The organism is Franconibacter helveticus LMG 23732, from assembly GCF_000463115.2.
Classification (GTDB): Bacteria; Pseudomonadota; Gammaproteobacteria; order Enterobacterales; family Enterobacteriaceae; genus Franconibacter; species Franconibacter helveticus.
The window spans coordinates 48000-62604 of sequence record NZ_AWFX01000051.1 but is presented as its reverse complement, the minus strand read 5'-3'; the positions used below and the strand labels follow the sequence as shown (position 1 = coordinate 62604).

At 43.3% G+C, this 14605-nt stretch carries 11 protein-coding genes; 6 read left to right on the top strand and 5 right to left on the bottom strand.

The annotated features are described in order from the left end of the window. Positions 1–224 precede the first annotated feature (224 nt). Genes zorA1 through zorD form a run of 4 tightly spaced genes read left to right on the top strand, consistent with a single transcriptional unit; the run spans position 225 to position 8089 of the window. Entirely contained in the window at positions 225–2414 is a 2190-nt protein-coding gene (zorA1, locus tag DW56_RS17590; protein ID WP_024553886.1) for a type I Zorya anti-phage system protein ZorA1, read from the top strand. 13 nt (positions 2415–2427) lie between these two features. Continuing rightward, complete coding sequence (gene zorB1, locus DW56_RS17585; RefSeq protein WP_024553887.1) at positions 2428–3168, top strand: type I Zorya anti-phage system protein ZorB1; 741 nt, start codon at positions 2428–2430, stop codon at positions 3166–3168. Further along, positions 3165–4847: a type I Zorya anti-phage system protein ZorC gene (gene zorC / locus DW56_RS17580; RefSeq protein WP_024553888.1), complete on the top strand. Its 1683-nt coding sequence runs from the start codon at positions 3165–3167 to the stop codon at positions 4845–4847. Before zorB1 ends, zorC begins: the two co-directional genes overlap by 4 nt. Then, positions 4847–8089: a type I Zorya anti-phage system protein ZorD gene (gene zorD, locus DW56_RS17575; RefSeq protein WP_024553889.1), complete on the top strand. Its 3243-nt coding sequence runs from the start codon at positions 4847–4849 to the stop codon at positions 8087–8089. The genes zorC and zorD overlap by 1 nt, the downstream gene beginning before the upstream one ends. A 515-nt stretch (positions 8090–8604) precedes the next feature. On the opposite strand, the gene DW56_RS17570 is transcribed toward zorD, so the two are convergent. The 3 genes from DW56_RS17570 to DW56_RS17560 all read right to left on the bottom strand — a co-directional run bounded on the left by DW56_RS17570 (position 8605) and on the right by DW56_RS17560 (position 10459). Continuing rightward, positions 8605–8931 carry a darcynin family protein gene (locus DW56_RS17570; protein ID WP_024553890.1) on the bottom strand — a complete coding sequence of 109 codons (327 nt, stop codon included), beginning with the start codon at positions 8929–8931 and terminating at the stop codon, positions 8605–8607. 642 nt (positions 8932–9573) lie between these two features. After that, positions 9574–9915, bottom strand: coding sequence for a hypothetical protein (locus DW56_RS22940; protein WP_234409218.1), 342 nt, complete (start codon positions 9913–9915; stop codon positions 9574–9576). 214 nt (positions 9916–10129) lie between these two features. Further along, positions 10130–10459: a hypothetical protein gene (locus tag DW56_RS17560; protein WP_024553891.1), complete on the bottom strand. Its 330-nt coding sequence runs from the start codon at positions 10457–10459 to the stop codon at positions 10130–10132. Positions 10460–11081: 622 nt separating this feature from the next. Here DW56_RS17560 and DW56_RS17555 point away from each other — a divergent pair. After that, positions 11082–11660: a hypothetical protein gene (locus DW56_RS17555; protein WP_024553892.1), complete on the top strand. Its 579-nt coding sequence runs from the start codon at positions 11082–11084 to the stop codon at positions 11658–11660. Beyond that, positions 11653–12051 carry a hypothetical protein gene (locus DW56_RS17550; protein WP_024553893.1) on the top strand — a complete coding sequence of 133 codons (399 nt, stop codon included), beginning with the start codon at positions 11653–11655 and terminating at the stop codon, positions 12049–12051. The genes DW56_RS17555 and DW56_RS17550 overlap by 8 nt, the downstream gene beginning before the upstream one ends. Positions 12052–12378: 327 nt before the next feature. Here DW56_RS17550 and DW56_RS17545 read toward each other — a convergent pair whose 3' ends face one another. Further along, positions 12379–12966, bottom strand: coding sequence for a hypothetical protein (locus DW56_RS17545; RefSeq protein ID WP_029590102.1), 588 nt, complete (start codon positions 12964–12966; stop codon positions 12379–12381). Further along, positions 12967–14484 (bottom strand): RNA-directed DNA polymerase, encoded by a 1518-nt coding sequence (locus DW56_RS17540; protein WP_035890230.1) that lies wholly within the window; start codon positions 14482–14484, stop codon positions 12967–12969. Positions 14485–14605: the final 121 nt, after the last annotated feature.

Below are 14605 nucleotides of genomic sequence, written 5' to 3'. Positions count from 1 at the left end.
TAAATAATAGGAAACTAAACCTCCGTTCCGTTTACAAACTCAGCCCTTTCGTTTTCATACAATGCTTATCCTTTGAGCATTAAGGTCTGTCTTAAGCATCGAAACGAAAAGTTTGATGAATGTTAAAAAATGAATAGCCGCGCCGGAGTTTTGGTTAAAGACGACCAAAATAGTGCCGATAGTTATTCTGTCATGTCATTCTTGAATATATAACAGGGAAAATTATGTCCTGGCTCAATTCTGTTTTATTGGCGCTGACTTCTGTGCAACCTTATATGGTGCCAGCTACCGTTATCGGCCTCGTCAGTTTTGCATTTCTCTGTTTCATTCTCTTTTATCTCTACAGATCGGTTAAAATTGTTAACCGCCTGAAAAAATATACACAAACAATTAATAGTATCGAAAACAATGAGCCTGAAGAGCAGCTTCAGTATTTGAAAAATTTGTTTGTGCAGCCTGAGCTAAGCCATGCCTGGAGTGAATTTTCTGAATCCCTGCACCTTCAGCATGAACGGGTCGGCAGTGAAGAAAAAGTGGTTAAAATTCGCGCTACCGCGCCCAGCGCCAGCTTCTTCTCAGAACAGCAGTTAGTGGATATCCCACTCAACACCGAATTCTTCAAACATCTGCCCGGTATTCTCACTGGCGTGGGGATCATCGGTACCTTCTACGGGCTAATGATTGGGCTGAATCACTTTGACCCCAGCACGCCGGAGCAGGTCACCAGCAGCGTAGACCGTCTGTTACATGATGTTTTATATGCCTTTCTTGGTTCTGCGTTCGCCATTGCAGCCTCGATCCTCATCACCTGGCTTGAGAAGTTCTCACTGGCGAAGTGTTATAAATACCTGGAAAAGTTTACTGCCGCTATCGACAAGCTCTACGTTAGCGGCGTGGGTGAGGAGTATCTCGCCTCACTGGTGAAGTCCAGTAACGAAAGCGCGACCCAGGCGCGCCATCTGAAAGAGAGCCTTGTCACCGATCTGCGCGATATGCTGTTGCATCTTGCTGAGAGCCAAAAAGTTGAAAATGAACGCCTGGCCACTACGTTAAGCGCCACTTATCGCGAATCAGGTTCACAGTTTGCCGACCAGGTGAGCGGCGCGATTGAAAATAGCCTGAAGTCGCCGCTGGATAAAATTGCCGGCGCGGTACAGACCGCCAGCGGCGATCAAAGCGGCATGGTGCAAAATATGCTGCAGGATGTGTTAACAGCGTTTATGGCGAAGCTCGACACCACGTTTGGTCAGCAATTTAATAACCTCAATGAAATGATGGGACAAACCGTCGGCGCGATCCAGACAATGCAGAGCGGCTTCTCTGTCCTGCTACAGGATATGCGTCAGGTCAGTGATGATTCTCGCCAGGGGAGCGCGCAATTAATTGAACAACTGCTGTCTGAAATGAAATCTGGCCAGCAGGCCATGCAGGCAGGCATGAATGACATGCTCACCAGCTTACAGTCTTCCGTTGCCAAAATTGGCGCTGAAGGTGAAGGTGCTGGTGAACGCATGGCCCGCCAACTTGAAAAAATGTTTGCCGACAGCGAAGCACGTGAAAAAGCGCAGGCAGAACATATGGCTACTTTTATTGAAGCCATCCAGAATTCAGTTCAGCAGGGCCAAAATGCCACAATGGAAAAAATGGCCGCCTCTGTGGAAGCGCTCGGCGAGCAGTTAAGTGGCCTGTTTGGGCAGATTGATAAAGGCCAGCAACAACTATCCGCGAGCCAGCAAGCTAATCAGCAGTCTTTGCACGAACAGACGCAACGAGTGATGAGTGAAGTAGACGATCAGATCAAACAGCTGATTGAAACTGTTGCCAGCCAGCATCAGGGAACGACTGAAACCCTTAATAAACTTGCAGAACAAACCAACCGACAGATTCAGGATATGCAAAACGGCGCAGATAAAATGCGTGTTGCCGCCGAGCGCTTTGAACATGCAGGCGATAAGGTGACGGAAGCGAATCACCTCGCGGCTGACGTCCTGAATAAAGCACAATCAGCAGGTTCATCACTCTCGCTTGCCACCAGCGAACTCAACTCTGTGGTGGCTGATTATCGTAATAATCGGGAAGCCGTCAGCAAATCTATTGCCATGCTGGAGTTACTTGCAGCAAATACCCAGTCTGAACAAACCACCCGCAGCCAGTTTATCGCCGATCTTAAGCAACACGGTGAACGCCTGCAGAGCTATAACCGTGAAGCGCAAACCTTCGTGGAAAATGTCAGTGACGTGCTCGGAAAAGGCTTTGAAGACTTCTCCGAAGGCGTTTCTCGCAGCCTGGATAAAACGCTGGGCAAACTGGACGTCGAAATGGCCAAAGCCGCTAACTTACTTGCAGGCGCTGTCGAACAGATCGGTGAAAGCGTCAGCGAGCTTGATGATGTCCTGTCACGCGTTCGCGCTTAAGGAGTGACGGCTGATGTCTGGAAATGCATTTGGCGTTAAAAAGCGCCGTGGTGATGAGGCTGAGAAACCCTTCTGGATCTCCTATGCCGACCTGATGACTGCCATGATGGTGTTATTTCTTGTGGTCATGGTGGCATCGCTGAGTTCAGTTACACAGCGCATTCAACGTGCGGAGCAAGGTGAAAAAGCCAGGGGACAAGATATTTCCCGATTGTGTGAGCGCCTGGAGTTGCATGCCCGCAGCGTAAACAAAACTATCGTGGTGGACTGTCATGATAACCGCATCAGCTTTGGTGAGGCCGGGCGTTTCGATCACAACCAATTTTTCCTGAATGCTGAGGGGCAAAAAGCATTGCAGGATGTCGTTCCTCTTGTGCTGGAGGCCTCTGACAGTGAAGAAGGCAAAAAGTGGTTTAAACAAATCGTTATTGAAGGGTTTACCGATACTGACGGGTCATACCTTTATAACCTGCATCTTTCCCTACAACGTTCTGAATGGGTAATGTGCAGCTTGCTGGATAGCCGCAGCCCGCTGCAAAAAAGCATTTCTGCAGAACAACAGCTTCAGATTCGTAAACTTTTTCTTGCTGGAGGCGTTTCGTTTAATAACGCGAAAGAAAGCAAGGAAGCCAGCCGTCGCGTTGAGTTACGCATGCAATTCTTCGGGCTTAAGGATAAGCGAGACAGGGCGGACGAAGTGGATTTTCCGCCAGTCATTAATAAAGAAATTTGCCAGCTGGTAATGCCGCAATGACACCAGCACTCCATTCTCTTTCGCAACGCATTGCGGCTAAGCGCTCATCCAGCCAGCAGGGTGATCATTCTCTGCCTCATGATTTTCGTGCATTGACCGCTGCCGGCCTGGAGATGGAAAAGCGGTTTGATAAAGCCGAGAAAATCCCTCAACCACCTCAGGAGATGCGGCTGGCGGCTTTACGTCGTTTTCGTCTTGCGGAGGAACTCAACGAGCGAGAGTGGCGAATGGTATTTTATAGCCTCGCCGATGCTGATCCGCTCTACCCCGAACAACCAGTATTACTGGAGGATGATACATACTTCCCCCATGTCGACAGCGCTATCAAAAAACAGATTGAATCTAAAACACTGAAGCGCAAGGACTGGGCAGCACTCTGTTCAAGTTATTTTGCCTACAAACACGAATCGCCAGAAATAAACCCGCACTGGTGTGTGCTGCGTGGTCATATCGCCAGGGGGTACCCCGTAGTAAAAGCGGCTATCCGCAGAGAGAAGTCGTGGATGAAAACCATTGAGTTTTACCACGACATTTTTACCCCACAGGCGGGCGGCGTGATATCCAGGCAACTACTATCCGGTGAGAGTAATTCCTTATCATCATTAGAAAAAATAGCGCAAATTCCCGATAGCAGTTGGTTGTGGAAACGTATTTTCACGGTGCTGCTCGCGCAGCTTGATACTCTGGACGATCCTCAATATCTGGACAAAATCAGTTGGCTATTAGGCCTGGCGGCGCAGTGGGTCCGTTTTCGTGATGACATTATGACGGCGACGCTGACCCGCTATTACCATTCTACCTATCGCGATCAAGCGCATTCCGCCCTGAAACAGGCCGCCCTGCAATACTGGGATAACCCGCAGCTGAAAAGCCAACAGAACAAATGGCATCAGTATGTTTCTGAACCCGTCGCAGCGATGGTGCGGGGCTGGCTGGCAAAACAAGATTTGATGCACTTCTTTGAACTGCTCCGCGGCAATGGCGATGTCGATCAGGCCAGGCTGCATTATTGGCTACGTTTTGCGAATCAGATGGGGTTCACCCGTATCGTCATGGGTCCGGATGCCTGGACCAATCGTGACAGCGATTTTGTGAAATTTCGCGAGGAAAATCGTGGTCGTCTGAGCCATTTGCGCGGTGGGCGTAGCTTTGATAACGCCATGATTATGCAGATTAACGATTACCTCTTCGTTGAATTTTCCGGCACGGGGAATGCGATGTACGCCTATCGCATCGGTGAAGCTCCGTTTAATCCTGAGTCTGGGGCTCTGGAAATCAACGTTCACTTAAAAAGCCAGGGACGCTGTATTTTGAGACTACCACATACTCCTCGAGCCGAAGGTTATAACAAGGTCAGAATCACCGGTTGGATGCTGAAATACGATGATGAACTGCGCAAGCTAGGTATCCGATGGATGGCTGAAGAGCCTGTCAAATTTATAGATAAAAAAGCGCTCTCACCCGCCTCGGTATCTGACATCAAAATCATCAATCCCTTGCGAGATACAGCAATACAACACCTGGTTGAAAACACCTCATGCATCGTCAGCGATAACCGACAAAAAGGTGGGGTGCTGTCCGTTCAGCTCAAATCCCCGAACGACACAACAGAAAGAGAGTTGCTTCGACTCGGTTTCACCCCTGTGACTAAAGAACCGCATCGCTACTGGATCAAATAATGCTGAAACGTCTGTTAAGTAAACTGGTGGGAAACCGTCAGCAGGTAGAACGTCATCTGAAAAATCAGTACAAGATTGAGGAAAATGGGCTCAGTTTTGCGCAATCTTTGGTTGATGACTCAGAGCTTTGGGCTCTGGCATCCTGGCTTGAACAACTGGCCGAAGAAGACTATCTGATATCACTAACAGACCGATGGCTACTGAGCTGGGAAGCGCTGTATCGCTTGCTCGACGATGAAGAACATGCCAGCAGCCTGCCTCTGATTGGCGTCCCTGCAGTGTTGCCATTGCGTGCGAGCTTAAGTTCACGAGGAGCATTAAGCGACAGTGATTTTCGCGTCTGGATTGCTGAATGGTCCATCCTGCCGTCCCGACAATCTATTCGTCTCAGCCGTACCGGCGCCATTTTTACCCATGATAATCAGCCGTACTTGTTATCCCGGGAAAACTGGGCGCTTTTGCAGGCAACAGAGCAGCTCAGCGCGCAGCAAACGCAGACTCCAGGCGAAACCACTAACCAACTGGGATGGGCAGCTATTCGTAAATGTGCGAAACGAGCCGCCGCAAAATTTGATGATTATCTGGAAAAAACGCACGTAATCAAACCCACTTCGTTGTCATTACGCCTGCGCAAAGCAACGGTTGCTGATACAGCCGTTATTGAAATTGAACCCTATTTCGAGGACCAACCAGCTAACTGGATCGGCAGTTTTGACAAAAACGCGCAGGTTCACGATAGCTACCGTATCCCCGGAGAAAATGGTGAACTCAGCCATGTCATCATTCCTCCCGAAGTGAAAGACGTCCTGAATTCCATTCACACGATTCCGGGCCGGCGGGTGGCCGGTAGCGAAGCGCTTTCGTTTGTTCGCAACCCTTATACCTTCCTGGGTGAGGATGCCGCCAGTGTTATTGCCCCTGAAGAACATGAACAGGCATTGTTTGATGCCCATATTTTCTTTCATCATTTCAGGCTTCATCCTCATTTGAATGATGAGAATAAGATAAAGGCTATCACGCTGGTACTGGAACCTGTCTCGCCGGTGCCGCAGCCAGACGTAACCTTCCGCTTCTGCGCCCCTTGGGAGCTGGAAAAATTTGTTCAGGCTCTGGGTGTCAGTGTTGCCGCAAAAATGCCCGCAGGCGCATGGCAAGGTTATGAACTTGAGCTGAGTCAATTTACTGAACAACAATGGCGCGATTGCCTGTCATTACTGACACGATGGCAACAGGAAATCGAAGGTAAAGAGTTCACCGATGTTCTGGATATTGCGAAATATGGCGATCGCGTTATCGGCATTGGTGAGTTTGAAAAAATAACTTCTCCCTGGCTGTCTAAAGCGCAAAGCGAAAACTGGCTTCCCGATGACATCGATTGTTCCGCATTTTCGGTGGAAACGCTGACTGGCTGGCAGCCTGAAAACTACCAACATTTCGATGAACTGCAAGAAAGAATTATCCAGGCTGAAGCTACGGGGGAAACGCATATTACCTCTCCCTGGAATGACGCTGAATTACCATTGGATGCGGCTAAAACTCTCCATAACCACTGGGAAAAACAGCAGAATACGGTAAATGAATCGAAGGGCAATGTTGCTGATAAAACAGCCCGGGCCGTACTTAAAATTGAACAGAATATTGAAGAGGCGGCTTATATCAAGCAACGTCGTGATTCGCTCCTCAATGCGCGTCACGTAGAAGCTGAAATTCCACTCAGTCTCAAGGAACACATCCGGCTTAAAGATCATCAACGCGAGGGTGTAGCCTGGCTGCAACAACTTTTTCTTCGTTCACCTCAGGAAACGGCAGGTTGCTTGCTGGCGGATGATATGGGCCTTGGGAAAACGCTACAAATTTTGAGCTTCCTGGTATGGTTTATTGAAAAATTTCCGCAAGAACCGCCAAGCCTCATTGTGGCCCCTGTCTCTCTTTTAGATAATTGGGAACGAGAGCTGGATAATTTTTTCTATACCGCGGGTATTCCGGTGTTGAAATTATATGGCGAAACCATCAAAGCGGTGAAATACCCTAAACAAGCTATTCCGGCGCAGCTACAGTCGCAGGGGATTAAAAATCTGCTCAAGCCCGGCTGGCAAGGTGACGCAAAAATTATTCTGACAACCTACGAAACGCTTCGCGATCAGGAGTTTTCACTTGCACGTCAGCCATGGTCAATCATGGTGTGCGATGAGGCACAAAAAATAAAGAACCCGGCTGCATTGATCACCCATGCGGCCAATGCAGTCCAGGCCCGGTTTAAAGTCGCCTGTACTGGTACACCTGTTGAAAATACCCTCGTAGATCTGTGGAGCCTGTTTGATTTCGCTCAGCCAGGTCTATTAGGGGCGCTTAATGAATTTGGCAAACATTATGTTCGTCCTATTGAGAACGAAGCGAGCCGTGATACGCAACGTTTGGAAAGTTTGAGGGCGTTAATTGAGCCGCAGACATTACGCCGTACTAAAGAAGAGGTCGCGCGTGATTTACCGCAAAAAATTGAAGTCGCCAGCTGTAAACAACTGCCACTTTCCGATCCTCAAAAACAGCTCTATCTTTCTTCAATTGCTAACTGGCAACAGCAGCAATCACTAAGCGAAGGAATGCAACAAGCAGGTGCGGGAATGCTGGGCTTATTACATCGGCTCAAACTCATTTGCGCGCACCCGGCAGTGATTAACCCAGATCCGCGTTATCGGGAAGCATCACCCAAGCTTAACTGGATGTTAAAAACGCTGGATGAAATTAAACATACCAGTAAAGACAAGGTGATCATCTTTACTGAATTGCGAGATCTTCAGCGCGAGATCCAGCACGCTATCCAGCAGCGATTTGGGTTTCGCCCAGTGATTATTAATGGCGATACCAGCACGAAAAGCCAGAGCCACAATAGCCGCCAGCGATTGATTGATGATTTTCAGAGCCAACCGGGATTTGGCGTGATTATTCTCTCCACGGTCGCAGTTGGTTTTGGGGTTAATGTTCAGAAAGCTAACCACGTTATTCATTACACTCGCTGCTGGAACCCGGCAAAAGAGGATCAGGCGACCGATCGTGCTTATCGTATCGGTCAGACAAAGGATGTTTATGTGTATTATCCCACGGTAAAAGACAATGCTATTACAACGTTTGAAGAAACACTGGATGCATTACTGAATCGCCGGCGCGCGCTGGCAAGAGATATGCTTTGTGCATCCCCGGATTTAAACGGCGCGGATTTTGAAGCTGTGTTCAAGGGGGCATGAGTAATATTTTTACTCTGTTTACTGCCCGGCACGATAAATTTAAAGAGGTAACATTGTGATTTATCGATACAGAAAGATCACAATTTTATCGCTTCTCTTAGCTGGCAAAGCGTTCCTGCTCGATTTATTCATTCACTCTCTTAAATTTGCCAAGCAAAAGACACAGAGTACAGCATTGAGTGGTAAAAAGATTGCGGCCCCGGACAAGGATACTGGAACGCCGCGGTTTACAGGCTGTAGCGAGGAAACGGTGAGGATAATTTCGAGTGATTGCCCGATTCTACTGGCGTTAAGCGGTCTGCGTTGTAAGCCAACTGAATCAACGAGGCTTAATTACCTGCGGTTTATCAATAACAAATCAGCGCGAGGGCAAGTCATTTAAAAAAGCGAGTATAAGAATTAAAATTCTGGTGGCCCGGTAAAGCCGGAGCCTTAATTCTGCTGCAACCATTAAAAAGATAAGTCTCAACGGTGGGAGTAGCAACCTTCATTGTTACTCCCTTTAACCAGTCTTCTTATTTCGAAATATTAGACTTCTCGAAAGCTTTAAAACCATCTTCAATAGTAGGGATAATCTCTACCATTTCAAAATAAGGTTTGGTTATAAGTTCCGAGTCCCTTAGCCGTTCAATGGCAAAATAAAATGCCTGCATATCTTCTGCCTGGAACATAGCGACATCAGTACATTTTGTGGTAAACGCCTCGGCGTCGAACATTCTTAGCGTTACGCTATTATCGGGCAAAACGGTAGATAATACGCTATCGGCAATCCGGTTTCTTTCAGCACGCTCCAGACGGAGCCATTCCTTTGTCGTCTTAAGTAAAACAAAAACGGTTATCATAAGTACCTCATGTATGGACTATTTATAACGTTATCAGGTTTTTGTTCAGGAAATTAATTTTATGTTTACCCTTTTAGTAACAAAAGCTTATTGAAAACCCAGGCGGCGCAGAAAATACCGTTCTGTTAATTGTCACACCGGGTAACGAAGTGCGGGGACCAGGCGCAGTTCATCGAACGCGCGGGACAAATTGACAGTCCGGTCCGGCTCCCCGGAGGTAACCATTAATGTCTTTATACTGACCGGCATGGTCGGTCAGTCCGAACGAACCGCATCAGAATCAAGTTATGAGCGCAGAGAACGACAAAGGCGGATAAAGCATTAACTGCTTTTTTATAAAAGACATTTGTCACGTGAGTGCGCAGGCCATCGACAAGGTCGTTCGTCGGTTTTATGCCGCGAGGATTATCCCGGAGGGCCAGGCACTGCCGGCCCTTCTCTTTTACTTCACAGGTTTAATAAGCTGCCCGGCGTAGTCTTCATAGCCGCGCTTTGTTCGTATTAATGAAGTTGCGCAGGTGGCAGACTAAATCAAACAGCAGGCCGGTGAGCCGCTTCGCCAGTTCCGGCGTTAAGGGCGGCTCAGCAGCGCCGTATTCAGCGCCCGGCAGTAGCCAGAATTGGCTCCTCGCTGCCGATGCATCAGGGCAGTTCGGGTGAAAGATCGGTGGTCAGTGACGGATAAAGGTGGACGGGAATGGGCCGATCTAGTGCCGCTGACAATGCTTCCAGCGCGCAGGCAAGCCTGCCCACAAGCGCCAGAGACAGCGTGACGTCATGGCATTCCAGCAGTTCGCTTATCAGTTTTCGCAAAGCGTGGCGAGGCTGAAAAAATCCATTTCTGAGGCGAGCGCCCTTCCAAAGCGAGGCTATTTCCAGTAAATCCTCTGCGGGCAGCGTTGCGGCCTGTGACGTCGCGTACAGATTGGGAAACGGGCGGTTAATTTCAGGGCAAGCGGGAGTGTTACTATTGATATTAGCCATAGCGTTATTCCTCTTAACGTTTGTGGTCAGAGGCCCGGAAGTGTTGCTGCACTTTCGGGCCTCGATTAATGAGCACGGTTGCTCAGATAACGTCCAGAGCACGCTTTGTGGTTATAATGGCTATTTCCAGGTTTGTCTTATTAAAGATATCGCCAGGATTAGATTAAAATTAACCCCTTCGTGAATGATTAGAAAAGCATCTCCATAACTACAGTTACACTTTAGCAATTACATCAGCATATCCAGTCCAGGCTGGATTGTAACGTTTATCAATTATAAAAGAGGGTTCTTCATGCAGGATACAGATGTTTGAAATATTTATAATATCGAACGTTCTAAACTCTGGAAAATCTTTTTCTGAATCTGTAGCACCTGATGTTTGTACAATATGAACTTTTATAGATTTAGAGGTGTCTTTTCTCGTTATAGTATAAATCGCATGGGTATTGCCATATCTTTTCCCATGGACTTTACCGGGTTTATTATATTCGAATGAGATAGGTTTTTTTTGCTCAATAGCTTGCTGTAATAGTTGCAGCTTCATACATCTTCCTTAATCGTTGCTTATCTATATTCCACAAAATAATTACATATATAGCGAAATTGAGCTTAAATGGCTATGCTAATAAAAACATTGATCTAAACACTGGAAACAAGAAAACATTCAATCCATGTTTTTAATAAAAAAACAATAATTAAGTTAAGATAAGAAAGCAGGTTTATGAAACTAAAAATCCTTCACGTCTTTGATGACCAAAGTACCAATGCTATTTACAACATTAACTTATGCATGAAAGTGCTAGCTACCTACTACTAGCTATCACGCGTAGCGATCCGGAATTAAGCTAATCCAGATTATCTTCTGATAAACTTTTAACACCGATTTTATCGATTTAAGGATGCTCACTATAAGTTGCTATAGGTTTTGAATGCCTGAATGCAAGATTACTTTATAGCATTGCAAGCCATACATGACATGAATTATTAAAATTAAAAGATAAATACAAAAAATTAGTGCTACCTCGGGAATGCTTCATTTTGTGAGAAGAATCACAAGCCATTATAAACATTGAGAAAGCGGCTTTACATAATATTAATAATGGGATTAGTCTGAATACGTACTTTTATACAGATTAATAAGTTACATTCCCAAGGAGTTCAAAGTTATGAGACTACAATTTGATATTGATATTGAAGATGAAATAGAACTAGCCAGCATAATTGGTTGTGAAAATGATGAACTGAGTACTAAAGTAAGTTCATTTGGAAAAGCCAGTATAATTGAATATCTTGAAATGATCCAGGGCGTCAAGGTATTCAAAAGAGGTAGCGATATTCTAGAATACAGATTATTCCTTTTGGTTAATCACGTTTTCGATGGAAAAATACCTGATGAGCAAGTCATAAGTAAATTATTTCAAGCTACCGCAACTGAAAGCAGAGGATATCTGAGATCTATAATTTCTAAATATCAATATCAATTAAAATCAGCCATTGATGATACAATCAAAGAAATTCTTTCTAATGCAGAAGCACAAAGTATTTCCGGCCCTTATAATATTACATTAAATAGCATGAATGTTATTGAGGAATTGAATAAAAAACTAACAGCTATAGACGGTACATTAGCCCCAGTTTCAAAGAAGCGAGGCAGTGTTTCTACTTATGAAGTAACCAAATCATCATACGAAAAATTATGCCAATCTCTAGAAGTTCAACCTGTGCAATACGTTGAAAATGAGTGATGAAATAGCAGTCGCCAGCTTATTGATGGCTATCATAGCAATCTTATATGGTGCCTGGTATCCTGAAATTGTCAAAGCTGTTAATCTGGATATTCCAAAGCACGATAAAGCCATAAATTTTGGTCTAGCCAAAAATACTCTGCGAGGTAAGTGCTTGCCTTTACTAGCTTTATCTGTACTCACTGCTGCGGTTTTTACACCTAGTTTGATATCAATAATAAGTGATTCATTATCAATAATTAGGATTTACGGTACTGACTCATTGTTCAAATATAGTGCTGTTAAAACTGCCTTTTGTTTAGTGATTGCATCATATTTTCTTATCAGTTTACAAATGATTTATCTAACCATTAGCCTGCTCAAGAAATATAAGAAGCTTAATCAAAATTAGATTTATTACGGTTTATAATATATAAGCATTTAAAATCAATGTCTTTATCATATTATTGAACATATGAGATTATAATTTTCGTCGAAAAAAGAAGGCAAAAACTTCATTGAGAAGCAAAGTAAAGATAAGCTAATTTTCACATTAACTGGTGCCGGTAATAGGAATAAATATCATCATAAATAACAACTTAAATCAACTAGTTACAGCAAAAAAGACTATAGATGCCCCCAAAAATGCCCCCATACTTACCTTTCTATAGTGGGATAGCTGGAGGCCGGGTATTTTTCAAGAAGTTATGACCTGTAATCCGATATACTCCTCAAAAATTTAGGGTTTGAATACTTTACAAAATTCTTCGTATTGCTGAAAAGCTTCACGCTCATCTCCGATTGAAATTTTTAAAATTAATTCTAGAGTCCAGACGCTCATAGGCTGTACGGAGTTGATATCAAAATTCTCAGGATATGCTTCGGGATCAATAGCCATATCTAAATTCTCAAACCACCACAATTCAATTTTATTAAGCAGCTTCAACATATCACTAAGCTTAATATTTATATTTTCAACATCCCTTGTAAGAAGCAGTTCATACATTTCATGAGCAATTTTATTTCTTGTTCCCTTAAGCTCATTAAAAAGTTCAATATCATTAGCGTCTATGGCCTCCATGGCTTGAAGCCATAATAAAGATGCATATAATTTACTTTTACTTTTAGACAAAACCTTCTTTTCATAATCAGCATTACAAGATTCATCATCGAAAGGCCCGGTAAAAAAGAACTGCGTTTTGTCTATGATTACATTTTTTAAAAGCTCAAATGCCGTAACATAGATAGAAAAAGAAATTATTTTCTCTTTAAGCTTTGTAGGATTCAAAACTCTTTCCCACGAACTAAAAAAATCATTATTACTCATTTACTTACCCCTAAAAGCATTCACGTAATTAATTAAATTTTGATCTTTAAAGTTTATTGGGGCTTTATATAAACAGACACCTTCATTAGAGTATATTTTTTGTTTTCCTGTGCTGATGGTTTTGTAAAAATTGTTTAATTTGATATACTCACTATTAACAAGGTCTGTTATATCACCCAATCCAACCTTTCTAAACTTACCAAAGAACATTAACCAAATAACATCAAAAACAGAATCCTTTTCTGAAGAATATTCTATATCGCCCTTTATTTTCTCTTTGATGAAATCTTTCAGCTCCGGATGGGACTTATGGTATTTCATATAAAGACAGTCAATTACTGATAATACAATACTCATTATCTTCTCAGACTTTCTTTTCATCAAAAACAAAAAACTGATAACCTTTTTTATTTCTTTAAACCTCTTTGACTTTAGTTTAGAAAATCTAATTTTAAGCTCATCACCGGAGAACAGCTCCGAAAGAAACTTTTCAAGTATACTAGTTCCGGGATAATTCTTATGTATATTTAGAGCAATAAGAGCTGTATTCTCAAACTGTTTAAAAGTAATTATTTTATATTCAGCCAATGAATTAGGGTAATATTTAATGCTATGCTCACGATATAGCCCCTCTGGCAGCTCCGTAACTTTGGTTTTAGATTCATTTATGCTTAGGTTAAAATTCGCCAGCTCATCTGATATTGTCTTCATAATTAATTTAGAATCTGATTCTGAATTACAAAGAACCCTATAATCATCCTTAAAACGAACACCAATAAAATCTTTTCCTTTAAGTTTTTTAGTTATTTCCCTATCAATTCTAGCAAGAACTATTTCTGCAATCAGGTCGCTCAATGCAGATCCTACTGATATCCCATTTGTCTTAGTATCATTTGAATATTGCATTAATTTGTCTATTTTATTACCCAATAAAGAATAATATTTATCTGCACGCGCTTGAGATTTCCCATGCAATGCCCAAGGAATACTATGAGTGTAAATAGAGCCATAAAAATTAGTTATATCCGTTCTAACTAAGTATTTAAAATTAACAGCATCAACTATTAAATCTTTTTCAGCCATTTCTATCCATTCATAAATCATCCTCCCCGACCTGATTGATGAGATCTCCCCTTCTTCCTGTTTTGTCAGCGGTATAGGGAAACTATAAGAATATATTTTTGTTTCCTCATTGAATATATGATTAACTACAAAGTCCCATTCATTGATAAGCCAATAAACAATATCATGATAATACTTTGGGCTTTGTATACCAAAAACCCTGTTGGTTAAATATGATTTTGGATATGAGACTGTTGTAACAAATGTAGGCTTTAGCCCCGCAATATTAGTAAAGTAGGGTTTATCCTGAAAAATAAAATTCGAAACACAAAAACAAGGGGGCAATACATATTGCTCTGGATAAAACCCATCATTCAAAAGCCAGTTTGCGACATTTTTGGAGTCGACTTTTGTTAATAAATCTTTGGTTTTTTTAAAGTGTTCATGAATAAGCATGATAAATATGCCCTGATAGTTCCCTTTTGAAAATGATGTTTTTTATTACCATATTTTTCAAGCTAAAATCTGCCAAAACACAAAAAAAGCACTACACCGCACCCGCCTGCACGTTTCGGAT